The sequence below is a fragment of the Shewanella sp. 125m-7 genome, assembly GCF_052977045.1.
This window is the reverse complement of sequence record NZ_JBRILQ010000059.1, coordinates 1-23083: the sequence shown is the minus strand read 5'-3', so window position 1 is coordinate 23083 and position 23083 is coordinate 1. Positions and strand designations below refer to the sequence as shown.

General features: G+C 43.2%; 21 protein-coding genes. 15 read left to right on the top strand and 6 right to left on the bottom strand.

The window, feature by feature from the left end; translation table 11 throughout:
• Positions 1 to 114 precede the first annotated feature (114 nt).
• The 3 genes from fdhD (at position 115) to yedF (ending at position 2668) form a co-directional block, all read left to right on the top strand.
• Positions 115 to 978 carry a formate dehydrogenase accessory sulfurtransferase FdhD gene (fdhD, locus tag ACVBIL_RS19160; protein ID WP_447168535.1) on the top strand — a complete coding sequence of 288 codons (864 nt, stop codon included), beginning with the start codon at positions 115 to 117 and terminating at the stop codon, positions 976 to 978.
• A 46-nt stretch (positions 979 to 1024) separates the two neighbouring features.
• Complete coding sequence (yedE, locus tag ACVBIL_RS19155; RefSeq protein WP_447168534.1) at positions 1025 to 2293, top strand: selenium metabolism membrane protein YedE/FdhT; 1269 nt, start codon at positions 1025 to 1027, stop codon at positions 2291 to 2293.
• A gap of 138 nt (positions 2294 to 2431) precedes the next feature.
• On the top strand, positions 2432 to 2668 hold the full coding sequence (gene yedF, locus ACVBIL_RS19150; RefSeq protein ID WP_012153712.1) for a sulfurtransferase-like selenium metabolism protein YedF: 237 nt from the start codon (positions 2432 to 2434) through the stop codon (positions 2666 to 2668).
• A 291-nt stretch (positions 2669 to 2959) separates the two neighbouring features.
• On the opposite strand, the gene ACVBIL_RS19145 is transcribed toward yedF, so the two are convergent.
• Positions 2960 to 3688, bottom strand: a complete 729-nt coding sequence (locus tag ACVBIL_RS19145) for a YebC/PmpR family DNA-binding transcriptional regulator (protein WP_447168533.1) — start codon at positions 3686 to 3688, stop codon at positions 2960 to 2962.
• A 1088-nt stretch (positions 3689 to 4776) separates the two neighbouring features.
• On the opposite strand from ACVBIL_RS19145, the gene ACVBIL_RS19140 reads away from it, so the two are divergent.
• Together ACVBIL_RS19140 and ACVBIL_RS19135 are read left to right on the top strand one after the other, a co-directional pair.
• Positions 4777 to 6840: a multiheme c-type cytochrome gene (locus ACVBIL_RS19140; protein WP_447168532.1), complete on the top strand. Its 2064-nt coding sequence runs from the start codon at positions 4777 to 4779 to the stop codon at positions 6838 to 6840.
• 142 nt (positions 6841 to 6982) lie between these two features.
• On the top strand, positions 6983 to 7441 hold the full coding sequence (locus tag ACVBIL_RS19135; RefSeq protein ID WP_447168531.1) for a GNAT family N-acetyltransferase: 459 nt from the start codon (positions 6983 to 6985) through the stop codon (positions 7439 to 7441).
• A 59-nt stretch (positions 7442 to 7500) separates the two neighbouring features.
• Here ACVBIL_RS19135 and ACVBIL_RS19130 read toward each other — a convergent pair whose 3' ends face one another.
• Positions 7501 to 7746, bottom strand: coding sequence for a hypothetical protein (locus ACVBIL_RS19130; RefSeq protein WP_447160819.1), 246 nt, complete (start codon positions 7744 to 7746; stop codon positions 7501 to 7503).
• A gap of 177 nt (positions 7747 to 7923) precedes the next feature.
• Here ACVBIL_RS19130 and ACVBIL_RS19125 point away from each other — a divergent pair, with 177 nt between their 5' ends.
• A complete protein-coding gene (locus ACVBIL_RS19125) occupies positions 7924 to 8808 on the top strand; it encodes a radical SAM protein (protein ID WP_447168530.1) in 885 nt (294 codons plus the stop codon).
• 507 nt (positions 8809 to 9315) lie between these two features.
• On the opposite strand, the gene ACVBIL_RS19120 is transcribed toward ACVBIL_RS19125, so the two are convergent.
• Complete coding sequence (locus tag ACVBIL_RS19120; protein ID WP_447168529.1) at positions 9316 to 10152, bottom strand: mechanosensitive ion channel family protein; 837 nt, start codon at positions 10150 to 10152, stop codon at positions 9316 to 9318.
• Between the two features lie 213 nt (positions 10153 to 10365).
• Between ACVBIL_RS19120 and ACVBIL_RS19115 the strand changes: the two genes are divergently transcribed.
• Entirely contained in the window at positions 10366 to 10824 is a 459-nt protein-coding gene (locus tag ACVBIL_RS19115; protein WP_447168528.1) for a hypothetical protein, read from the top strand.
• Between the two features lie 97 nt (positions 10825 to 10921).
• On the opposite strand, the gene ACVBIL_RS19110 is transcribed toward ACVBIL_RS19115, so the two are convergent.
• Positions 10922 to 11137 (bottom strand): YdcH family protein, encoded by a 216-nt coding sequence (locus tag ACVBIL_RS19110; protein ID WP_447168527.1) that lies wholly within the window; start codon positions 11135 to 11137, stop codon positions 10922 to 10924.
• Positions 11138 to 11631: 494 nt separating this feature from the next.
• Between ACVBIL_RS19110 and udp the strand changes: the two genes are divergently transcribed.
• Positions 11632 to 12390 carry a uridine phosphorylase gene (gene udp, locus ACVBIL_RS19105; protein WP_447168526.1) on the top strand — a complete coding sequence of 253 codons (759 nt, stop codon included), beginning with the start codon at positions 11632 to 11634 and terminating at the stop codon, positions 12388 to 12390.
• A gap of 75 nt (positions 12391 to 12465) precedes the next feature.
• Here udp and ACVBIL_RS19100 read toward each other — a convergent pair whose 3' ends face one another.
• Positions 12466 to 13218 carry an outer membrane protein OmpK gene (locus ACVBIL_RS19100; protein ID WP_447168525.1) on the bottom strand — a complete coding sequence of 251 codons (753 nt, stop codon included), beginning with the start codon at positions 13216 to 13218 and terminating at the stop codon, positions 12466 to 12468.
• A gap of 394 nt (positions 13219 to 13612) precedes the next feature.
• On the opposite strand from ACVBIL_RS19100, the gene ACVBIL_RS19095 reads away from it, so the two are divergent.
• From ACVBIL_RS19095 to ACVBIL_RS19080, 4 genes are all read left to right on the top strand, one after another.
• Positions 13613 to 14095 carry an NfeD family protein gene (locus ACVBIL_RS19095; protein WP_447168524.1) on the top strand — a complete coding sequence of 161 codons (483 nt, stop codon included), beginning with the start codon at positions 13613 to 13615 and terminating at the stop codon, positions 14093 to 14095.
• 24 nt (positions 14096 to 14119) lie between these two features.
• Positions 14120 to 15049: an SPFH domain-containing protein gene (locus ACVBIL_RS19090; RefSeq protein WP_447168523.1), complete on the top strand. Its 930-nt coding sequence runs from the start codon at positions 14120 to 14122 to the stop codon at positions 15047 to 15049.
• Complete coding sequence (locus tag ACVBIL_RS19085; RefSeq protein WP_447168522.1) at positions 15049 to 15987, top strand: SPFH domain-containing protein; 939 nt, start codon at positions 15049 to 15051, stop codon at positions 15985 to 15987. The genes ACVBIL_RS19090 and ACVBIL_RS19085 overlap by 1 nt, the downstream gene beginning before the upstream one ends.
• 102 nt (positions 15988 to 16089) lie before the next feature.
• The gene (locus tag ACVBIL_RS19080; protein WP_447168521.1) at positions 16090 to 16503 is read left to right on the top strand and encodes an NUDIX hydrolase; all 414 of its coding nucleotides are present in this window, start codon (positions 16090 to 16092) and stop codon (positions 16501 to 16503) included.
• Positions 16504 to 16519: 16 nt separating this feature from the next.
• Here the strand turns inward: ACVBIL_RS19080 and ACVBIL_RS19075 are convergent, their stop codons facing one another.
• Positions 16520 to 18601 (bottom strand): putative bifunctional diguanylate cyclase/phosphodiesterase, encoded by a 2082-nt coding sequence (locus tag ACVBIL_RS19075; protein WP_447168520.1) that lies wholly within the window; start codon positions 18599 to 18601, stop codon positions 16520 to 16522.
• 365 nt (positions 18602 to 18966) lie between these two features.
• Here ACVBIL_RS19075 and ACVBIL_RS19070 point away from each other — a divergent pair, with 365 nt between their 5' ends.
• The 3 genes from ACVBIL_RS19070 to ubiA all read left to right on the top strand — a co-directional run bounded on the left by ACVBIL_RS19070 (position 18967) and on the right by ubiA (position 22959).
• Entirely contained in the window at positions 18967 to 19320 is a 354-nt protein-coding gene (locus ACVBIL_RS19070) for a RidA family protein (RefSeq protein ID WP_447168519.1), read from the top strand.
• A gap of 135 nt (positions 19321 to 19455) precedes the next feature.
• Positions 19456 to 21621 (top strand): DNA helicase II, encoded by a 2166-nt coding sequence (gene uvrD, locus ACVBIL_RS19065; protein WP_447168518.1) that lies wholly within the window; start codon positions 19456 to 19458, stop codon positions 21619 to 21621.
• Between the two features lie 471 nt (positions 21622 to 22092).
• Positions 22093 to 22959 carry a 4-hydroxybenzoate octaprenyltransferase gene (gene ubiA, locus ACVBIL_RS19060; RefSeq protein ID WP_447168517.1) on the top strand — a complete coding sequence of 289 codons (867 nt, stop codon included), beginning with the start codon at positions 22093 to 22095 and terminating at the stop codon, positions 22957 to 22959.
• The last annotated feature ends 124 nt before the right edge of the window (positions 22960 to 23083 follow it).

Below are 23083 nucleotides of genomic sequence, written 5' to 3'. Positions count from 1 at the left end.
GATATTAATAGACTTATATGTTTACCAAGTGTGATCTTTTTTTACATCTATCCATTTATCGATATTAATCATGATGAATGGGACATTATTTAGCAGAATAAATGGAACATCGTTATGACGGAACTTGTGTGTGGCTTAAATAATATTACCGAACAGACTGAAGTCACTTGTTTTCGCAATGATAGAGAGCAAGTCTTAATCGAAACGGTAGCTAAAGAAGTGAGAGTTGCGCTGATTTATAATGGTATTTCTCATGTGGTAATGATGGCCTGCCCAACGGCATTAAAAGAGTTTGCTATTGGTTTTAGTTTGTCGGAGTCGATTATTGAAAGCGTACGCGATATCCGTGCGATTGAGATAGAAACCATAGCAACAGGGATGTTGGTGCATATTGAGGTTGCTCAACGCTGCTTTATGCAATTAAAGCAACATCGCCGCAGTCTAGCGGGGCGCACGGGCTGTGGCCTTTGTGGTGTAGAACAGATTGAGCAAACGGTTAAACCGATTGTAAAAGTCACAGATACTGTAAAATTCGATCTAAACAGCTTGAAGTTAGCTTTATCTAACCTACATAAGCATCAAAATGCATTTAATTTGACCGGTGCCACACATGCTGCTGCCATGTTGTCGGCAGAAGGTGATATTATGTGCTGCTTCGAAGATGTGGGTCGCCATGTGGCTCTCGATAAATTAATTGGTCATATCAGTATCAATAATCAGGCTCGTCAGTCGGCGTTGTTATTAACCAGTAGGGCCAGTTTTGAAATGGTGCAAAAAGCGGCTATTTCAAATATTAGTATTATATTTGCAATTTCTTCTGCAACTTCGTTAGCGATTGATATCGCAAACAAATCGAATATTACCTTGGTTGGGTTTTGTCGTGAAAATAGAGTGACAATATATACTCATCCTGAAAGGTTGTATTTATGTAATAAAACACTAAGTAATATTGAAACTAGTAACTTAGCTGTAATGTAATTGAGCTTGTAATTTAAGCTCTTAATGTTAGTTGGTAATTTTTAGTATGTGGTTAACGTTTAAAAATCAGTTTTTTATTAAATTCTGGTCGCCTTTTGCCGCCGTTATTGCGGCAGGTATTTTGTCGACCTACTTTTTTGGCCTGACTGGCTCGCTTTGGGCGGTAACCGGCGAGTTTACGCGCTGGGGTGGGCATATACTGCAATGGTTCGGCGCTGAGCCAGAGTCGTGGCAGTATTTTAAAATCATCGGCCTTAATGGCACACCACTTGATCGTGTTGGCGGCGTGATGATTTTGGGTATGTTTGGTGGTTGTATGGCTGCAGTGCTTTGGGCCAACAATTTAAAGTTACGTATGCCAAGCAGTAAAAAGCGTATCGCTCAGGCGTTGATTGGCGGCATGATTGCAGGCTTTGGCGCGCGTTTGGCGATGGGCTGTAACTTAGCCGCATTCTTTACCGGTATCCCGCAGTTTACCTTGCATGCATGGATTTTTGCCTTTGCTGCCGCAGCGGGTACTTATATTGGCGCTAAGATCACCTTGCTACCATTTTTCCGCTCAACCGCGACGTTAAAGGCCGGTGGCTTGAAGAAGATTGCCAAGCCGAACCCAAAGCAAGTGCAGAATCGCTTCCGCTTAGGCTGGGTGGTGTTTGCCGCTATGATTGCGCTGTCGTTTTATATTATGCAAAGCTCGACCAAACTGGGCATCGCCATGTTAATGGGCATGATGTTTGGCTTATTGATTGAGCGTGCACAAATCTGTTTTACCTCGGCATTTAGAGACATGTGGATCACAGGCCGTACGCATATGGCTAAGGCGATTATCTTAGGTATGGCGGTGAGTGTTATTGGTATTTACAGCTACGTGCAGCTAGGTATGACGCCAAAGACGCTGTGGGCTGGTCCTAATGCTGTGATTGGTGGTTTACTGTTTGGTATTGGTATTGTGATTGCCGGTGGCTGTGAAACAGGTTGGATGTACCGCGCACTAGAGGGCCAAGTGCACTTTTGGTGGGTAGGTTTAGGTAATATTATTGGCGCAACCATACTGGCCTATTACTGGGATGTTGTCGCAGAGCCATTAGCCACTAGCTGGGATAAAGTGAACCTACTTGATGTGTTTGGGCCCTTAGGTGGCCTAGGTGTCACGTATCTCTTATTGGGCTTATCGTTTGTGCTGATCTTAATGTGGGAACAGCAGTTTTTCAAAAAGCAGCAGCGTCAGCAACAAGAGCTAGCGGCTAAGCTTGCAGCGTTAAATACTGCAGAGTTAACAACGGTGCCAGTGGCTGCAACGTCAACACCAGCCTAAAAAATAATGCCAAGAGTTGATGGTAAACGCAGCTAAGCAAAGCAAAGCAAAGCAAAGCATTAGCCATCACTTACTAGCAATTAATTTACTTTATGTTTGGCTCAAGTGATTTGAGCCTATTTTGCTGAGGAGCATCAAATGCCAGCATCTATCGTACCAGATTATAATTTAGAAATTTACGGCGAGCCTTGTCCATATCCTGCGGTTGCTACGCTTGAAGCGATGCAGTCACTGAAAGCGGGTGAAGTATTGGAAGTGATTACAGACTGCTCGCAGTCGATTAATAACATTCCTAATGACGCTAAGAACCATGGCTACGAGGTTTTAGACATTAGCCAGCAAGGGGTGATGCTGCGTTACTTGCTTAAGAAGTAGTTGAAAAATAGTTAAACGGCTCTGTCACGAGTGGCTTGGATAATCGATTAATAACATTATTATTTCAAGCGACGCCACTGTTATCAAGAGCTGCACGGCTACGAGGTTTTGGATATCAGCCAGCAAGGGGTGATGCTGCGTTACTTGCTTAAGAAGTAACCTGTAATTAGGTTTTGTTTAAATCCAAATTAGAAGCAATAAAAAAGGCACTCATTGAGTGCCTTTTTACTAACTTGCGATTAGCGAGTTAGTCGTCAGTATTGGTTTACTGAAGCGCTTTTACTGTGCCGCTTACTGCGGAAGCTCTGCGTTGTGGTAAACGTTCTGTACGTCATCACAATCTTCAAGTGCAGCAAGGAATTTTTCGAATTGCTCAATCTCTTCCACATCAGTTAATGCTGTCATTGTTTGTGGTAAGAAAGTAATTTCTTCCATAACATAGTCAGTATCTTCTGGTAGTTCAGCTGCTAATGCGGTTTTGACTTTGAAGAACTCAGTGTGCGGTGCGTAAACACTGATCATGCCATCTTCTAGCTCAACGTCACTGACATCAACGTCTGCCATCATTAGCATTTCAAGAATGGCATCTTCGTCATCGCCAGCGAATACGAATACCGCTTGGTGATCGAACATGTGACCAACAGTACCAGGGCCACCTAGCTTGGCATTGTTTTTAACAAATGCTTGGCGAACTTCGGTGAAAGTACGCTTAACGTTATCTGTTAAGCAATCGGCAATAACCATGCAGCCGCCAGGACCAAAACCTTCATAGCGTGCTGTTTCGTAGTCTTCACCACCGCCGCCACGTGCTTTTTCAATAGCGCGTTCAATAACGTGTGCTGGAACTTGGTCTTTTTTTGCCTTGGCAATCATGGTACGAAGTGCAAGGTTGCCGTCAGGATCGAAACCACCGTTCTTGGCACAAACGTACAACTCTTTCCCGTAACGAGAATAAATTCTAGTTTTTTGCCCAGCAGTTTTCGCCATGGATTCTTTCTTGTTTTGGTATGCTCTGCCCATCTTGATCTTTCTCACTAAGCCTAAAAAATTGCCAGCAATGTTAGCAGCTTTATCCAAATAAATCAGCTACAGGCCTTTTAAAATGCTAAACGTGGCTAATAATTTTGTTTTATAGCAGTGACTAAAGCCTTTAAAGCCGAATCATTGAGTGTTTTCTGTCGTTAGGCTCTGCAATTGCTGGAATTAACCAAAGCATTGGATTAACTTTTCTATGGCGGGTTTGATTAAAAGTGGCGGCTTTCAGTCAAAGTCGTGTACGCCATAAGCGCTATTAATTGGACATTGGTGGCTTGGAATTAACGCGAGCAGATGTTGTTATAGCGGGTTAGCAATCAGCTTCATATTATTGTGAGTAAAGGCAGGGCTTGCACACCGCACATCGCGAAAGCTGCCTATCTTCCGCTGGATTAAATTATGTGACAGAACTTGATTGTTCAAGGCTGTACCGACGTTGAATACCTCGAGCCAAAGTTTTAAATTGTTGATGATAAGTCGGTATTGCTCAGCACTGCATGGAAAATGAATAAAGCTACGCGGCGTAGTCCATAAAGAGCTTTAGGTTGCAAGATGATGGTACGGATAAATTAATGGGTGATGAGTTTGAAGTGTTGGGTTAGTCGTTACCATTATTGTTATTTTGGTTTTTTAATATTTATATGATGTGAGTCCAATCGATTATTTGAGTAGAACTTGCATATTCTTATTTTAAGCGTTGAAATCTATTACTTTAGAATGTGATTTTACCGCATGGCTCTCGCTTAATTATGTATTAATGCATTTATTTTCTTTAGCATCATCTTTACTGGCTGGTATTGAGTTTTTGTTGTTTTAATTGTTGTTTTAATTGTTGTTTTAATTGTTGTTTTTATTGTTGTTTTTATTGGCCTTTGCTTTTTAGTGTGTCTATGTTGGCGATTAATTGAATATTAAAGTATTTGCTCATTTTTTATGCTTGTTTATTTATGTGAACCATACCTCCTAATAAGTATGTTGTTGGGGAATTAGTCACATAAATAGAGTGGTTGAAACCGCTATGGTATTTGCGGGGGAGTAAAAGATCACGACTTAATAAAAATTATGGAGTGATGATGAGAAAATTTAATAAATGCAGTGTGGCGCTAGTCGTCGCCACCGCTTTCGGTCTAGCAGCTTGTAGCGATGGTAAAGATGGCAGTGATGGTGAAGATGGTACCAGTCCGCTGCCACCCGTCGTTGAAGCGACTGAAATCACCAATGTAGAAATGTTAAGCCACACCCTAGAAGAGGGCGCAGTGCGTTTTGAGTTTGAAGTGACTAACGAAGAAGGTCTGTTAGTGAGTGGGCTTGAAAAAGTGAGTGCTGAAGTTGCTGCGCTAACGGACAAGGGTATTGCACGCAGTCGTCCTGATTTTGAGGGAACCATTGTTGGTGGTAGCGCTAATGAGGCTACCGAAGGTGCAAGCCTAGCGATGACTGAAAATGGTCGTTATGAATTTTTAGCGCCTATGCCAGCTGTCAATGCTGGTACAGAAGGTATTATTAGACTCGCTGTTGGTGGCGGTGAGAATATTGCCAAGTCAAATTACATCGTGGTCGATAAATCAGAAGGCTTACACACCGCATCAACGGCGACCTGTCATGGTTGTCATGTCGATTACGCGGCATCTAATCTAAAGCATCCAAGCTACACTGCGATTAATACTGGCGGCGAAACCGATCTCGTCGCAGGCTGTATGGTGTGTCATGGCAATGTAGTGCGAGATGATGGCGGCTACGCAAAAAATACAATGCAGAAAATTGGTCATATCAATCATCAGAAGTTTGACAAAGACTTTGAGCCAGCTAACTGTTACACCTGTCATGCTGAGCCAATCACCAAAGTAAACAGCATGAGTACTTGCACCGATTGTCATGATGCAGCAGGCGTTGGCACGACCGCGGTTGCCATGACCTACAGTGGCTTTAGTGAATCTGATGACGTGCGTCTGTTCCATAAGAAGGTCGGTGAGCGAGCCGATATTAGAGCACAGCATTACACAACGACGTCGGCTCCATACACTAACAACAGTTTGGAATGGGATGACCATGAAACAACCGGTGGTTGGTGTACTGATATCGCACTGTTTAATACCGATGCGGAAACAGCTGTTCAGCTCAATATTGCCCAGTTGTATGCTGCTGGCACGTTAACTTATGCTGGAGCCTACATCCACGCATATGATAATGACTCTATTGTTGGTCGCCCAAGCCCACGAGACTCAGGTGGCGTGGTTAATAGCCAGTACGTAGAAAAGGATGATGGCTCAAGAGGTGTGTGTTACGTGCGCCTAGATGGCATTGATACAGGCTTTGCTAACGCTGGCTTTACCGCGAGCTCGAGGGTGACCTTCAAACAGCAGGATGAGGATGGTGGTTATGATGGAGTTTCACTGACCAGTTACTCAGATGTTGTTGATTCAAATGAAGAGGTGCTTCAAGAGTACAACCGCCGTCATAGTGTCACTCTGGATAGCTGTACGACTTGTCACAACAACGAAACCAATTACCACAAAAATGGTAGCTATGCCGATGGTGGTTTAGATTGTGTGGCGTGCCATAACAATGGTCAAGATCGGGCAGGACAACGAGTTGTTGCTATGGATGCTTTCGAGAGTGATAGTTTCCGTATCAATGCGGGCTACACTATTCCAGCAATGAGCGGTGATGCTCAGGTAGGCTGGAAAGCGAATAGTGCACCCGGCTTTGGTCCGTTAGTTCACGCTCAGCACTGGGGATTGCAGTCTGTTATTGGCTCTGAAATTAGCCGTGATAATGAGATTGCGGTAACCAATTCGGCTGCAAAGCTTAACGCCGAAAACTGTGTCTCTTGTCATGCTGATGGCATCGACTTAAATGCAGTGCCAAATCAGTACATGCTGTCTAGAGCCTTTAACGGTGGAAGTGCTGGAGAGTCTGGTGTTGCCTCAAGTCCTATTACTGCTAACTGTTTTGCCTGTCATAATAATGATCAAGCACTGAACCATATGATTTCAAATGGTGGTGAGCTTAACCTTGAAGTTGATAAAACGGGGGACTGGTTCACTCAGCCTACCTCAGAGTCTTGTGCAACCTGTCACGCCGAGGGACGCTCATACGGCATTGAGAAATACCACGTGTTTGACCGTAAGGATTAAAAAAGTAAGGGCTAGCGCTCCCTGCAAATAGCTAGTCCATCACTTTTTTAGGGCTCTTTTATAGAGCCCTTTTTTAATACCTGTTTTTATCAAATTGAAGTGCTAGACTGCGACTTTATTGCGTTGTTTTGGAGAGCTTCTTATGCTTTGGAAATCTTTGTCTTTTTCTGAGCTGTCATTGAATGAACTGTATGATCTGCTCAAGCTCAGGGTCGACGTTTTTGTGGTTGAGCAAAACTGCCCCTATCCGGAGCTCGATAATAAAGATCGTCATGATCAAACTCAGCACCTTTTAGGCGTTAATGAGCAAGGCGTTATTCAGGCTTATGCGCGGGTGCTTGCGCCTGGAGTGAGTTACCCCGATGCCAGTATTGGCCGCGTGATTGTTGCAGATACGGCGCGTGGCGCTGGAGTGGCGCATACCTTGATGCAAAAGGCGATCGCGATTGTGAGCAAGAAGTGGCCTGAACATAATATTCAGCTGGGTGGGCAAGAGCATTTAAAAGGCTTTTATCAGCAACTGGGTTTTGAAGCTATCTCTGAAATGTATTTAGAAGATGGGATCCCACATTTAGATATGCTGTTAACGGTTAAAAGCTAACTTCAAATGACAGAAGATCACACATAGGTGTACTCTGTTATTGATAGTTGGCAGCAGGTTTAAGCCCTTAGCGTTACTTCTGGCTTGTAGTCGACGTCTCCATTTTTACTGATCACCGCAAGTGTTTTGTTTTGCATAATAAACGCGAGCGGCCCAGCAGACAGATGACGGACAAACAGTAACCTGAAGCCAAATTTATGTAGATCATACAGAGCAATCTTTTGCTCTGCGCTCATGGTATCCCAATGAGTATCATGAGCAAGTGCAGTCCCTCGCTTTTCTTTAGAATGTAATGCAATTAGCATAATATCTCTCTACAAGTTAGCGTGTTTATATCACTAGATATTAATTATACTTCGACTTTCTAATATAACTAGTTTTTAACCAATAAAGCATGGAGCTGTTCAAAAAATACTTATTTTTTTAATGAAAAATGGTCAACTTTTTGAAGTCAGTACCACTAATGTATTAAGGAGTTAGCTGTGCTTAACTATATTGAACCTGTATTTCGTCCACCATCAGAGTGGAAATCGTTGATCTTGCAGGTGACTAATGGCTGTAGTTGGAATCAATGTAGTTTTTGCGACATGTATACTCAGCCGCAAAAGCGCTTTCGGGCACAAAAAGCTGACAAGATAGAGCAAGACCTTATTGCTGTTGCTCACTCTAAAGCGCACATTTCGAGAGTGTTTTTAGCCGATGGTGACGCCATGACGTTACCTTTTGCGCGCCTCGAAGCCATCTGTTTATTGATAAACAAATATCTTCCTAATGTGACTCGGATCAGCAGTTATTGTTTGCCTCGTAATATCAACAATAAGACCCCTGAGCAGCTCCTACGCTTAAGAGAACTTGGCTTAAGTTTGCTATATATTGGCTGCGAGAGTGGCGATGATGAGGTGCTGCCTCGCATCAACAAAGGCGAAACCTATGCATCTTCTCTTGCTGCACTGCAACAAATTAAAGCGGCAGGGATTAAAGCGTCGGTGATGATTTTAAATGGCTTAGGCGGGGTCGAATTATCGAAGCCGCATGCTGAAAATTCTGCCAAGTTGATGAATGCGGCGCAACCGGAATTCTTGTCGACGCTAGTTGTTACTTTACCTTTAGGTACGCAGAGAATGGATGCGGCTTTCGATGGTCAGTTTCGCCTACCCAACCAATCTCAATTGTTTGCAGAGATGCATACGCTATTGAGCCATTTACAGTTAGATAAAACCATATTTCGCTCGGATCATGCTTCTAATTATTTGGTGCTAAAAGGTGTGCTTGGTAAAGATAAGCAGGCGTTAGTGGCGCAAGTTGAGGCCGCAATGAAGACCCCGGAGCGCATTCAATTACGCCAAGAGTGGCAAAGAGGCTTGTAGGGCGAAAATATTCATTTAGTGACATTACACTAAGTTACCTAGCTGTTTCAGTGTATTTGCCACATCTAAACACGGGTCTTTATGAACTCTTGAATGCCTGTATAAAGTGCTAACAAACGGCATTATCTCCTTAAGGTTTGCGCTCTTTAGCTGCGACTGCCATAAAGGGGGCTTTAGTGTTTGCAGTGGAACAAACCCCACGTGTTTTCCTGCTAGTAACCCTTGTAGCAATACTTGAAATGAGCCACTAACAAGGGTGATTTTTCGCTGCAACGGGTTGTGTAATGCCAGTTGAGTTATTTCTAGTTCAGCTGAGTTAGAGGCGGAGTCTCCGCCTGACTGCGCCTTAGTAGCTGAAAAGCATTGGCATTTTGTGAAATATATTCTATCTCAATGCCAGGCGCTTTTTCACTCATGAGCTCAATGAGTGGTGTGATGATCAGCTATGGGATGACATCATTCATAATGAAGCTGATACGCCCTTGAGCCGTTAAGTCGACTTTAGATTTAAGGCTGTTGAATATGGATCTGTCGAACAGGGCATGGGATTTCAATATTAGCCTGTTGCAGCGCTTTAAATAGTGCGGCATTAGTTTGGTATTTGTCATGATAATAACTGTCTGTCGGAACCCAGTAACGAATGCCAATCTCAATGCCGATACTGTTAAAATCATTGACGCCAACTTGCGCCTTATCGCCTTGATAGACCTCAGAGCTGTCGCTTAATACTTTGGCGAGCAGAGCAACGACCAGTTCTGGATCAGACTGGTAGCTTATATTGAATTTTGTTTCGACTAGCTTATTGGCAAAAGAGTTATGCAAGATCTCACCGACGATATGTTTATTCGGAATGTTAATCTCTTCACCCTCTTCATTAGTCAGCACTGTCATGCCTAAATGGATATCTTTAACGACTCCGCCAACCCCTTTTATTTCGATGGTATTACCTACAATAAAAGGTCGAGTGACAATAATGGTGATACCTGCAGCATAGTTGGCGAGCATCCCCTGTAGCGCTAGACCTGCACCAAGAGAAGCGGCACCTATTGCAGCCACCATAGGGGTGACACTAATACCTAGCTTGCCTAAGGCAATGATACCGACCATTACGATAACTAAGATGCGGACAAAGTTACTGGTGAAGTTGCTTAGTGTGATATCGATATCGTGTTTTTCAAAAATACGCGTAACGATATTGGCGACTTTGGCGGCGATCCATAGGCCAATCAAAAAGATGATAATCGCACCAAAAATGCTGAAACTATATTGCACTAGAAACTCGGTGATAGCCGCATAAGCATTTTGAATCTGCGCTAGCTCTTGATCTAATCCTTGCTCGTTCATTTTTGTATCCTATATAGCAACCCTTTAGGATTAGCTTACTGAAAACACAACATTTTGTAACTTAAAATTTATATATGTATTGAAGAGGGATTCGATTTAATTCGTGCTTAAACTACTTAGCGTGAAGAGGATCATGCTTTGCAGTTAACGATACTGCTGCTGTTTAGAGAATAGTTTATTCTTTCTGCTAATTCTAATTTGCCGAGTTCAATTATGAGAGCTGTTATTTTCGTTTTATGTAGCATGTTAGCCACGTCTGTTTGGGCTAATGAATATAAAGTTGGCGATCAAATCACCGATATCAAGTTACAAGATCAACACGAAGCTCAATATCACGTTGATAGCACAACAACTCGCGTTTTGTTTAGTCGTAGTATGGATGGCGGCACTTTGATTCAAGAGGCACTGGAAGCTCAGCCAGAGTTAGCTAAAGACACTGCACTGGTTTATGTGGCTGATATCAGTGGCATGCCATCATTGATTGCTCGCTTTGTTGCTCTACCTCAATTTAAGAAGCTTCCTTATAGAGTGGCGCTTGATAATGAAGGTGAGCAGGCTAAGCCATTACCGGCTATTAAAGATCAGGCAACGTTGATCGAGTTAGATAACAATCAGATCACTAAAATTGCATTTTATGAGACGACTGAAGCACTACTGACTGAGCTTAAGTAGTCGAACCTAAAGCCCTAGATGTGTTGATGCATTGTAGGGCGGAATACAGAAAAGGACGCTAAGCGTCCTTTTTTATTAAGCTTTGCAAGCCTGAAGGTTAGGCTGAGTGGCCTTTTAAAATATCGTAGATCTCTTCTTTTAAATGTAACTTCTGTAGTTTGAGTTCATGTACTTCAGGGGTGTAGTCGCTTGCACTGTGTTGCTCCAGGTTTTTTATCTCCTCATCGAGCTGGTTATGCTTGTTAAACTTCTTCTGAAAGTGTGTGTCAGATGTCTTTAGTTGACTGATAAGTTCTCTATATTCTGGAAACATGCAGGCGTCCTTCTTGCTGGTTTTCTAGCGGATTTTCACTTAGTTCAAGTTTACACTAGCGCGATTTTTGGCCGTTAAATGTGATATCGATCAAAAAATGTTCTGTTGGTTTGTTTTTCTAAATTTACAACAATTGTTAACCGATAATCCCTGCGTAATCCAGTATAACGATAGCCAAATAAATTGTCGGTCAACAAGCGAGACCGAAACGACGTTAACTACCTAAGTTATTGCTAATGTTACTTTAACCCTTATAAACCCTACCCAATATAGCGGCATTGCTTATACGTTATTTTGCAGCACTATAACTGGCAGAATAGGGCTGAGCTGCTATATTCTAGCTCTATTCTTTTGGTTGATTTAGTAACTAGATTACGACAAATCATTTACTCTTGGCGGGTAAAGTGTGATCAGCTTAACCTTTTTGACGCCTAGACTAGGTTAAAGTCGAATTAATAAGATTTATAAATTCAAAAATGAAAGGGGTTTTCACGATGTCTGATGTATTTCATTTAGGCCTAACTAAAGAGATGTTAGATGGTGCTAGTTTAGCGATCGTGCCAGGCGATCCAGAGCGTGTTAAGCGTATTGCCGAGTTGATGGAGAATGCGACATTTTTAGCCAGTCACCGTGAATATACCAGTTACTTGGCATATATCGATGGTAAGCCAGTAGTCGTGTGTTCTACAGGTATTGGTGGGCCATCAACCTCTATTGCAGTAGAAGAGTTGGCTCAGCTTGGTGTACGTACTTTCTTACGTGTGGGCACCACTGGTGCGATTCAGCCTCATGTGAATGTGGGTGATGTGATTGTGACTCAAGCATCAGTACGTTTAGACGGTGCAAGCTTGCATTTTGCGCCAATGGAATACCCTGCGGTAGCAAACTTCGAATGTACAACCGCTATGGTTGCAGCGAGTCGTGAGGCGGGTCTTGAGCCACATATTGGTATTACTGCATCGTCAGATACTTTCTACCCAGGCCAAGAGCGTTACGATACTGTTTCAGGCCGTATCACTCGTCAGTTCAGGGGCTCTATGCAAGAGTGGCAAGACTTAGGTGTATTGAACTATGAAATGGAGTCTTCAACGTTATTTACCATGTGTGCATCACAAGGTTGGCGTGCGGCATGTGTTGCGGGGGTGATTGTTAACCGTACTCAGCAAGAAATTCCTGATGAAGCGACAATGAAGAAAACGGAAGTGAGTGCGGTTTCAATCGTGGTTGCAGCGGCGAAGAAGTTGCTTGCATAAGTCGAGACATACTCAATAAAAAAGGCGCTATACGCGCCTTTTTTGTGCTTTAATCACTCGCTTTAATATCAAAGACTAGAAGTGGTACTTAGCAATCACTGAAAAAGTATTTTGAACGATGCCATCTACACCGTATTTGTTTTTCCAGTAATCGTATTCGATACCCACAAATAGCTTGTTTTTCTTATGCTCGCCTAACACGACAGCACCTAAGTCATACTTAAGCTGGGGATTAAAGTGAAAGTTGGTCTCGTAAGCGCCTTCGTCGGCGGCAAATACCCAGTCGAAGAAACCATCGAATACGATGTTTGAGTTACCAACGGGGAAGTCCATTCTAAAGGCGGGGCTTAACTGCCAACCATCGCTGTTATTGTCACTGCTAATGGCATGTCTACGATAGGTGTTAAGTTGAAAGTAGCTAAAATAAGGCAGGTTAATATCCATGCCTACGCCGTACAAGAAAGCTTTAACAGGCCCTTCACCCTCCTCAAGCGTTAGCGCCAGTGATAGATCGGTCACTGGGCCAAAACCAACCGCTTTGCCTAATATCTTGCCAGCACTAAAGCGCGTCGAGATCTCACCATAAGTGGTGTTGTCTTTATTGATATTTGAGCCGTTAAAGTAAGTCACATCTTGGAAGGCAAACCAGTCGCCGTATTTCCAATCACCCGCAGTTTCAAATGTGATGCTTGTTTGTTTCTCTGATGGCGCTAAATCATAATTCTCGCCATAAAGGCCTGTAACACTAGCGTCCCACCAATTAACCATATTGTCAGCCATTGCAGCTGGGCTGAATAGTAAAGCGAGGCAAATGAGTTTGTTATTCATCGTAAAACCTTTTTATTTTTATAAGAGCTAGGGGGCAATTAATGTGAAACAAACTTAAACATGCGTTTCATTGGCGGGGAATATAGGCGTTATGCGAACAATGTTCAAAGTTTTTGTCAAAAAATTCGAGTTTCATTTTTAGTGTTGTTGCAATCATCTGATTTAAATCGTGTTGTTATGATTGGTGGCGGCTTGCGATTATTTTAAAAAACAAACTCGTTTATTATGGGTATACATTTTTTTACTCTTGCTAAAGGCCGTGTTAGGGTTGCGGTAGTCGCGTTTAGACAGTTTTTGTTACACTAATTTGGTCATTATTTTTGACATAATATGTCGAGAATGTGCTGCGCAACTGATATAGTCATTACTGGACTCTTTCATTTCAGGGGGAAATATGGAGTTTTCAAATCCCATTCTAATTTGGGCATGTGTCGGCATTTTTTTAATGCTTGCTGAAATCATATTACCAGGTGGTATTGTGATCCTTTTAGGTGCTGCTTGCTTAGTAGTCGCAAGTGCCTTAGCGATAGGTTTAGTCGAGGGCATAGTACAAAGCTTAACGCTTTGGTTTATTGCATCTATGGTCCTTTTACTGGCATTTCGGCAGATCACACAGAAGTTGGTTGGCGGAGACGCTCACATCGACAACACCGACGAAGAGTTAGATATTTACAATCAACTCGCTATCGTCAAACAAACTATTGGTCCTGCTCAACAAATGGGGCGAATTGAATTTCAAGGCAGTGAATGGTCAGCTTTGGGAGATGGTAGCGAGATTGCAGCCGGCTCACAGGTTAGGATTATCTGTCGAGATAATATTGCATTAGTGGTTGAGCCTATAGAGGCTGACATTGAGCACTTCGTAAAAGAAAAGTAATCGGTTTAAGGAAGGAATCTATTTATGTTCGTATTTACACTCTTTGTTTTGTTTGTGTTTTTTATCCTCTATAAATTATTGCTCATAGTGCCAATGCGTGAGGTCAATGTGATTGAGCGTTTAGGTAAGTTTCGCACTGTGTTGCAACCTGGGTTTCATTTTTTAATCCCATTTTTCGATCGTGTAGCTTATAAGCACGAGATCCGTGAGCAAGTCTTGGACGTGCCACCACAAAGCTGTATTTCAAAAGATAACACCCAGCTTGAAGTCGATGGCCTTGTGTATCTCAAGGTGATGGACGGCAAGCTTGCCAGCTATGGTATTGAAGATTATCGCCGCGCGGCAGTTAACCTTGCTCAAACGACCATGCGCTCTGAAATCGGTAAGCTAAGTCTCAGTCAGACCTTCTCTGAGCGAGATAGCCTTAATGAGTCGATTGTCCGTGAAATCGATAAGGCCTCAGATCCTTGGGGAATAAAAGTGCTGCGTTACGAAATTAAAAATATTACCCCGTCACTCAAAGTTATTCATACCTTAGAAAAACAGATGGAAGCAGAGCGTCGCAAGCGCGCTGAGATTACACTCGCAAATGCAGAAAAAGCGGCGATGATTAACTTGTCTGAAGGTGAGCGCCAACAAGCGATTAATCTATCTGAAGGTGAAAAACAGCGCCGGATTAATGAGGCAAAAGGTACCGCACAAGAGATCGCTATTATTGCAAGAGCCAAGGCTGAAGGGATGGCGCTCGTTTCAGCGGCTTTAGCTAAAGATGGTGGTCATGAAGCGATGAACATGCAGCTAAAAGAGCAGTTTATTAGCCAAGTCGGTAAGATTTTAGCTGAGGCTGATGTCTCAGTTGTTCCTGCAGAGCTAGCAAGAATTGAAGGATTCTTTGAGGGCATGGAACAAGTCGCTAGTGTCGTGTCAGCCAATTCAGTGAAAGGAGCACGCTAATGATAATTTCAGGAATTGATACCGATCTAATTGTAATGGCGATTTGGGGCCTAATCTTTGCCATTTTTGTGATTAAGCTATTTCAGTCGATCCGCTTAGTACCAACAAAGTCCGCTTATATCGTTGAGCGTTTAGGTAAATATCACTCAACATTGGATGCCGGCTTTCATGCCTTAGTGCCGTTTGTTGATAAAGTCTCATATATTCATGATTTAAAAGAAGAGACCATCGATGTACCACCGCAAGAGTGCTTCTCTTGTGATGAAGTCAATGTTGAAGTTGATGGAGTGATTTATATTTCTGTGGTTGACCCTGTAAAGGCAAGTTATGGCGTGACAGATTATCGCTACGCAGCGATTCAGTTGGCGCAAACGACCACTCGTAGCGTGATTGGTACCCTAGATTTAGACCGCACTTTTGAAGAGCGAGATGTGATTAGCGCAAAAGTGGTTGAAGTGCTGGATCAAGCGGGTGCCTTGTGGGGCATTAGGGTACATCGTTACGAAATTAAAAATATCACGCCACCCGAAACCGTTAAAAATGCCATGGAAATGCAAGTTAATGCCGAGCGTGAGCGCCGTGCATTACTCGCCAAGAGTGAAGGTGATAAGCAGAGTAAGATCAATCGATCTGAAGGTGTAAAAGCGGAAACCATTAACCACTCTGAAGGTGAGATGCAGCGCCGAATTAACGAGGCTGAAGGTAAGGGTGAAGAGATCTTAACAATTGCTCGAGCAACAGCTGAGTCGATTGAGCACATAGCGACGGTTATCTCAGCGCCAGGTGGCAAGAATGTGGTACGCATGCAATTAGGCGCACAATACTTGAAGCAACTTGATGGAGTCAGTACCGGCCAGAGTAAGGTGATCTTACCGGGCAATATGATGGATTTTGATCACTGGATGAATAGCATCGGGCTAGAAGAAACCAAAAAATAACCGCTTGAGTATTTAGCTAAAACAACAATGCTAGAACTGAAGATGGTTCTAGCATTTTTATTTTCACCAAGTCGGTAGAGTGAAGACTAAGGGGAGTACACAATGGCATTTGATGATCATTTTAGGCTCAGCAGTCACGCGGTGATTATGAGTAAAGAGCTATCTGAACCGAGTGTACTGCTTTTAAAAGCGACTTACGGTAGCTGTGGATGGGGGTTACCTGGCGGTGCTTTAGAGCCTGGAGAAACCATTCATGAAGCACTGCATAGAGAGTGCTTAGAAGAGCTAGGCGTTGCAGTTAAAGTTAAGTATTTAACTGGGGTTTATTATCATAGACCCTATAACTCACAGGCGTTCATTTTCTTGTGTGAGTTATCAGAAACCAATCAAATAAGTTTGAGCCATGAACACTGTGAGTATAGATTTATTCCGGTGTCAGCACTGTCAAGTATTCAAAAACAAAGAGTTGAAGATTGTCTTGCCTATAAAGGAGCCGTGATTAGTCGTAAATACTAGTCATTTTTATTGCTACCTATACCACTTTTAGAGCTTCAGACTCCTCTTGAAATGCATTTTTAGCATGCACTTTTTTGTAGCGAACCCCGATTTTTAATAACTCTTTTAGTGGCACAGGCTTGCTAATTAAAAAGCCTTGAGCATAATCGCACATCATAAAACTTAACTCGTCGAGTTGCTCTTGAGTTTCGACGCCTTCGGCTATCACCCTGATGCCTAACGCGTGGGCCATCTCAATGGTGGCGATAATAAGGTCATTACTCTTATCGTCTTTATTCATATCATGAATAAAACTACGGTCTATTTTAAGTATGGTAAATGGGTACGTTTTTAAATAGCTCAGAGAAGAGTATCCGGTACCAAAGTCATCCATTGAGATAAAAAATCCCGCTTTGCTTAACTCCATTAATGCATCGAGTGTATAGGCATGACCACTGAGTAGTACGCCCTCAGTGATCTCGAGTTCAAGATCGTCAGCTTGCATGCCGAATTGATTAACGGTATCGATAATTGTTTGTACCAGATTTGGGTTTCTAAATTGACGAGGTGAAAGGTTAATTGCGACCCTAAACTTGTCATTAAATTTTTTCTGCCAAATACGTGCGGTTTCTAATGCGTGTTGTAGAACAAATTCGCCCATAGGCTCAATCATGCCCGTTTGCTCTGCAATCGGAATAAACTCCGCTGGAGACACACTGCCTAATGTTGGATTATTCCATCGCAATAGCGCCTCAGCGCCCATTATACTGCCATCTCTAATATCAAGTTGGATCTGATAATGCACTCTAAGCTCACCACGTTCTAAGGCTCCATGGATCTGTTCTTCAATAGCAAGGCGACGAGAGACCTCTTTGTTCATTGCGTGGGTAAAATAGGAGTAAGTATTACGGCCAATACTTTTAGTGTGATACATGGCTGAATCTGCATTTCGAAGTAATTCTGAAGAGGTTTCACCATCATTAGGGTAGATGGCAATACCGATACTCGCTGTGAGGATAAGTTGGCGGTTATCAATATAAAATGGCTTTCTAAAGCCACCGATTAGATTTTCTGCCAGAGGTTGGGCATCGTTAGCGCTCGAAAGGTCGTCGAGTAAAATAATAAACTCATCACCTCCTAGGCGACCCACAGTATCTTCAGCTCTTGTTGTTTTTAATAGCCGTTCAGATGCTGTGATGAGTAATTGATCCCCAGCTTCATGGCCAAGTGAGTCATTAATTTTTTTAAAATCATCTAAATCAAGGAAGATGACCGCGACCATTTTTCCGCTTCTTTCACTGGCCTTAACTAATTGCTCGAGACGTTCTAGGGCCAAAAAACGATTAGGCAGGTCGGTTAATGCATCATAATGAGCCTGATGACGGATTAGTTCTTCGGCTTCTTTGCGTTCACTATTGTCATAAAAAGAGATGACTGCGCCATTTGTTTGGTTTTGTAGCGTGAGCGGTTGTAAATTGTACTCGACAGGGAAGTGACTACCATCAGCTCGCCAAAATACATCACTGCTGATTTTTTCAAGATCTTGTATCGATAATTTACTATGTTGCGAGGTTTTATTTTGATAGAGCAGTTGATGGATATTGGAATTAAATAGTCGAGCGGGGTGACTATAACCAAGTAATCGAGCGCATTGTGGATTAGCAAAAATACACTGTCCTTTGCTGTCTACGGCGTAAATAGCGACCTCTATCGTATCTAAAATCGTTGAGAACAGCTGCACATCTGCCTGGAGTGACATAATAGCTTGGGTCTGAATAACTGCAGTCGTTAACGTCTCACTCGGCAGTTTAAGGCTCGTTTCTAGTTTCTCTAGTGGATCGCTACGAGTGAGAGTGTCTTGTGATGTTTGCTTTTGTTCATAGTTATTTTCTATGTGCTGTACTAGCAGCTTGAGGCGAGTCGATTGCTGGCGTAAGTGACGACAGGTCAGACATAAAACAATAATATTGGCCAGCAAGAGCAAGGGCATTGTCATTGATAATGCAGAGCTTTGAGCTGAGAGCCCTAATAGCCAAAGCAAACCGATACTGGTATTGAAAATAACCAAGATTAGACAAGGTGAGCTAGGGTTGATGAATAGCTTTGTATTTGCTTTCATGCATCAGTTCCTAAAGCTGCTGTAAGAGATTAATTGCACTTCAAAAACGATTAACAAGGCTGCTGCATCGCGAAAATGCATTACAGATGTAAGATAACAATCTGAAGGGGATTGAGAGAATAAAAAGCTGAGTTTGGTACTTTGGCAAGCCATATTTAGTCCTTTAAACATTCAGAAATCAAATCCATTGATAACTTTTCGAGCTAAGTATAGGACTTAAATCAAGAAAGGGGCAAGATGCTTTCGATTTAACAAAACATCTGTAGACCGCTTAGAAATTATTCATAGATAAATCAGATGCTAATCAATAAGATCTTATTTAGAATGGCCCTAATAATCCAATTTATTGAGTGACAGAGTTGAATATGACGATTGAAAGAATTGAAACTGCAGCCCGTATGAGCCGAATCGTAAAGCATAACGGCACCATCTATTTATGTGGTCAGGTGGCTAAGGATGCTGAGCAGGGCATTGAGGAGCAGACTCGTACCATGCTAGAAAAAGTCGATAGTTTACTTGAGCAAGCGGGCAGCGACAGAGAGCATATTTTATCAGCCACTATCTACATTAAAGATATGCAGTACTTTGCCCAAATGAACGCAGTTTGGGACGCTTGGGTGCCAGATGGTCATGCACCTGCTCGCGCTTGTGTTGAAGCTAAGATGGCTCGAGATGCACTACTAGTAGAGATCTCTGTCGTCGCTGCTGAGAAAGCCTAGACTGTCCAATCGCCGAGGTGACTCCTCGCTTCGGCAATCCTATTTCCTAACGATTTAACTCCGCTCGCTTCGCTTATTCTATCCTCGAGTTCCTTGCTTCTGTTATACTGCCAGCCTGATTTTTTGGAGGCAATAATGGACGTATCTACTTTACTCGACGGCCTAAACGACAAGCAGCGCGAAGCTGTTGGTGCACCGCAATCTAGCATGCTAGTGTTGGCGGGTGCAGGTAGTGGCAAAACGCGGGTGTTAACCCACAGAATTGCCTGGTTGATGCAGGTTGAACAGCAAAGCCCTTATGCTATTTTAGCGGTAACCTTTACCAATAAAGCGGCGAAAGAGATGCGCGAGCGAGTTGAAAAAGTCGCTGGTGGCAATATGAGCCGTATGTGGATCGGTACCTTTCACGGCTTAGCCCACAGATTACTGCGTACCCATTATAAAGATGCTCATCTGCCTGAGAGCTTCCAAATCTTAGATTCAGACGATCAACTGCGTTTAATCAAACGTATTCTAAAAAGCCTTAACTTGGACGAGAAACAATATCCGCCAAGGCAAGCACAAGGCTACATCAACGGTAAGAAAGACCTAGGTCTACGCCCATCACATATCGATGCGGGTGGCTTTCCGATTGAACAAAATTTACTAAAAATTTATCAAATCTATCAAGACTCATGCGATCGTGCTGGTCTGGTGGATTTTGCTGAAATCTTACTCCGAGCGCATGAGCTTTGGCTTAATAAACCGCATATCTTGGATCACTACCAAGACAGGTTTAAGCATATCTTGGTGGATGAGTTTCAAGATACCAATGCCATCCAGTATGCGTGGATCCGCGTATTGGCAGGTTCAACGGCCAATGTGATGATCGTAGGTGATGACGATCAGTCTATTTACGGCTGGCGTGGGGCGCAGGTAGAAAACTTACACAAGTTTTTAGCCGATTTTCCTGCGGCGCAAACTATTCGCTTAGAGCAGAACTATCGCTCAAGCGCTAACATTCTAAATGCATCGAATGAGCTGATTGCCAATAACCCAGACCGTATGGGTAAAAAGCTATGGACTGACGACAAAGACGGCGAGCCAATTGGCCTTTACTGTGCATTTAACGAGATGGATGAAGCACGCTTTATTGTTGGTCGTATTACCGACTGGCAAGATGAAGGCGGTAAGCTCGAAGACTGCGCCATTTTATATCGCTCTAATGCCCAATCTCGCGTACTGGAGGAGGCCTTATTGCACAAAGGCATCGCCTATCGCATTTATGGCGGTTTGCGCTTCTTCGAGCGTCAAGAAATTAAAGATGCCATGGGCTATCTAAGGCTGATCAACAATAAAAATGATGATGCCGCCTTTGAACGTGTCGTCAATACGCCAACCCGTGGTATCGGCGATCGCACCTTAGACATCATTCGTACTACGGCGCGCCAACAAGAGATGACGCTGTGGGAAGCGAGTGTTCGCTTACTGGAAGAGAAAGTCCTTGCTGGCCGCGCTGCCAATGCGGTGCGTGGCTTTATGGACTTGATTATCGCCATGCGCATGGATACTGACGAGCAGTCGCTGCACCGCATGACAGATCATGTTATTCAGACATCGGGTCTTAAGGCGATGTATGAGGCGGAAAAGAGTGAAAAGGCGCGCGCTCGTGTTGAGAACTTAGAAGAATTGGTCACGGCTGCACGCAGCTTTGTGATGCCTGAAGAAATTGAAGATATGGGTGAGCTTAATGCTTTCTTGTCTCATGCAGCACTTGAGGCGGGTGAAGGCCAAGCGGATGAATTTACCGATGCCGTGCAGTTGATGACATTACACTCGGCTAAAGGTCTTGAGTTCCCAATGGTGTTTATGGCAGGTGTCGAGGAAGGTTTATTCCCAAGCCAGATGGCGATTGATGAAGGTGACCGTCTCGATGAAGAGCGCCGCCTTTGTTATGTGGGTATGACCCGCGCCATGCAAAAGCTGTATATCACCTATGCTGAGTCAAGACGTATCTATGGCCGTGAAAGCTTTGCTAGGCCATCACGTTTTGTTAAAGAGATCCCTGAGAAATACGTGCAAGAGATCCGCATGCGCACTCAGGTTTCTGCACCTGCAGTGAGTACTCGCTTTAGCAAGCAAGATGATAGCTTCAATGATTCAGGTTTTAAGATTGGTCAGCGTGTGATGCACCCTAAGTTTGGTGAAGGCACTGTGACTAATTACGAAGGAAGCGGCGCACAAGCACGTATTCAGGTTAACTTTTTAGATGTGGGTAGTAAGTGGTTAGTGATCGCTTACGCCCGTTTAGAGAAGGTGTAATATAGGCAAGCCGCGATATACCCAAGCCACCTGAAGATGCAGGGTTCAGTGGGAATTTAATGCGCTTTAAGCAAGGCGTTGATTGCAGTTAATGGTTGTTCCCTTAGCAAGAATAATAACGCAGCAGAAAGTGCATTAAACCCCATCGAAGAAGGCTTTGCGCAAGCCCACTTCGTTGTTGCACTAGCTTAAAAGGGAGTTACCATTCCTACGCTAATACGCCTAGAATTGAACTCGCGCAAGGCCTCTGAAATGAGCATGTTCAAGTCGTTTGGGTATAGATAGCAAGCTTGGATATTTCGCGATTAACGACCATTCAATTTAAGGCTGAGCGCTAAGCTCAGCCTTATTTTTTAGAATATAAAATCACCACTCATTTAATTTATCTTAATACAGGTTGAATACTGTTACAGCTCAGTCATAATGCGGTTACAAAACGAAAGGCCAAAGACGTTGTAGGAGAGCCTAATTATGATATTAAGGGATAAACTAGACGTTTATATGCGACTCGCGCGTATGGACCGTCCCATTGGTACCTTGCTGTTAATGTGGCCTTGCTTAATGGCCTTAACGTTTGCTGCTGGTGGCTTACCCAATCTAAAAGTCTTTATTATTTTTGTGATTGGCGTATTTGCGATGCGGGCCTGTGGCTGCATTATTAATGACTATGCAGATAGAGATCTCGACGCCCATGTTGAGCGTACTAAAGGCAGACCGTTAGCGAGTGGCGAGGTTTCTAGTAAAGAAGCTTTATTATTGTTTTTAGTCACAGCACTATTTTCTTTTTGCTTAGTGTTAATGCTCAACCCGCTTGTGGTGCAGCTATCTATTGTCGGTATTATTCTTACCATTATTTACCCCTTTACTAAGCGTTATACCAATATGCCGCAGATGTTCTTAGGCACGGTATGGAGCTGGTCCATCCCTATGGCATATGCCGCTCAAACGGGCACAGTGCCGATTGAGGCTTGGTGGCTATTTGCCGCTAACTGGTGCTGGACGGTAGCTTACGACACCATGTATGCCATGGTGGATCGTGATGATGATTTAAAGGTAGGCATAAAATCCACAGCGATTCTATTTGGCCGCTACGACAGGCAGATTATCGCAGCCTTCCAGTTTGCGGCACTAAGCTGCTTTATTATTGCGGGTATGCTTGCTGACCGAGGTGCAATCTACGGCTTAGGGATTTTGGCCTTCATTGGTTTTGGTGTTTATCAACAAAAATTGATTTTCACTAGAGAGCGAGCGCCTTGCTTTACTGCATTTTTAAATAATAACTGGGCCGGTTTCGTGTTGTTTAGCGCGCTGATATTAGATTATTTAATCTTAGGTTAACCGCTCAAAATCATTCAGTTATTTAAATAAAACGCCTTCATATGTAACAATGCCGATCGTTTAAGAGGACTTGACCGATCCTGCAGATGAAAGATAATCCCTACCAGTATTCTGGTGGGGATTT

Coding starts and splice junctions, on each gene's coding strand:
- fdhD (WP_447168535.1), top strand. CDS start 115: ATGACGGAACTTGTGTGTGGCTTAAATAATATTACCGAACAGACTGAA.
- yedE (WP_447168534.1), top strand. CDS start 1,025: ATGTGGTTAACGTTTAAAAATCAGTTTTTTATTAAATTCTGGTCGCCT.
- yedF (WP_012153712.1), top strand. CDS start 2,432: ATGCCAGCATCTATCGTACCAGATTATAATTTAGAAATTTACGGCGAG.
- ACVBIL_RS19145 (WP_447168533.1), bottom strand. CDS start 3,688: ATGGGCAGAGCATACCAAAACAAGAAAGAATCCATGGCGAAAACTGCT.
- ACVBIL_RS19140 (WP_447168532.1), top strand. CDS start 4,777: ATGAGAAAATTTAATAAATGCAGTGTGGCGCTAGTCGTCGCCACCGCT.
- ACVBIL_RS19135 (WP_447168531.1), top strand. CDS start 6,983: ATGCTTTGGAAATCTTTGTCTTTTTCTGAGCTGTCATTGAATGAACTG.
- ACVBIL_RS19130 (WP_447160819.1), bottom strand. CDS start 7,746: ATGCTAATTGCATTACATTCTAAAGAAAAGCGAGGGACTGCACTTGCT.
- ACVBIL_RS19120 (WP_447168529.1), bottom strand. CDS start 10,152: ATGAACGAGCAAGGATTAGATCAAGAGCTAGCGCAGATTCAAAATGCT.
- ACVBIL_RS19115 (WP_447168528.1), top strand. CDS start 10,366: ATGAGAGCTGTTATTTTCGTTTTATGTAGCATGTTAGCCACGTCTGTT.
- ACVBIL_RS19110 (WP_447168527.1), bottom strand. CDS start 11,137: ATGTTTCCAGAATATAGAGAACTTATCAGTCAACTAAAGACATCTGAC.
- udp (WP_447168526.1), top strand. CDS start 11,632: ATGTCTGATGTATTTCATTTAGGCCTAACTAAAGAGATGTTAGATGGT.
- ACVBIL_RS19100 (WP_447168525.1), bottom strand. CDS start 13,218: ATGAATAACAAACTCATTTGCCTCGCTTTACTATTCAGCCCAGCTGCA.
- ACVBIL_RS19095 (WP_447168524.1), top strand. CDS start 13,613: ATGGAGTTTTCAAATCCCATTCTAATTTGGGCATGTGTCGGCATTTTT.
- ACVBIL_RS19090 (WP_447168523.1), top strand. CDS start 14,120: ATGTTCGTATTTACACTCTTTGTTTTGTTTGTGTTTTTTATCCTCTAT.
- ACVBIL_RS19085 (WP_447168522.1), top strand. CDS start 15,049: ATGATAATTTCAGGAATTGATACCGATCTAATTGTAATGGCGATTTGG.
- ACVBIL_RS19080 (WP_447168521.1), top strand. CDS start 16,090: ATGGCATTTGATGATCATTTTAGGCTCAGCAGTCACGCGGTGATTATG.
- ACVBIL_RS19075 (WP_447168520.1), bottom strand. CDS start 18,601: ATGAAAGCAAATACAAAGCTATTCATCAACCCTAGCTCACCTTGTCTA.
- ACVBIL_RS19070 (WP_447168519.1), top strand. CDS start 18,967: ATGACGATTGAAAGAATTGAAACTGCAGCCCGTATGAGCCGAATCGTA.
- uvrD (WP_447168518.1), top strand. CDS start 19,456: ATGGACGTATCTACTTTACTCGACGGCCTAAACGACAAGCAGCGCGAA.
- ubiA (WP_447168517.1), top strand. CDS start 22,093: ATGATATTAAGGGATAAACTAGACGTTTATATGCGACTCGCGCGTATG.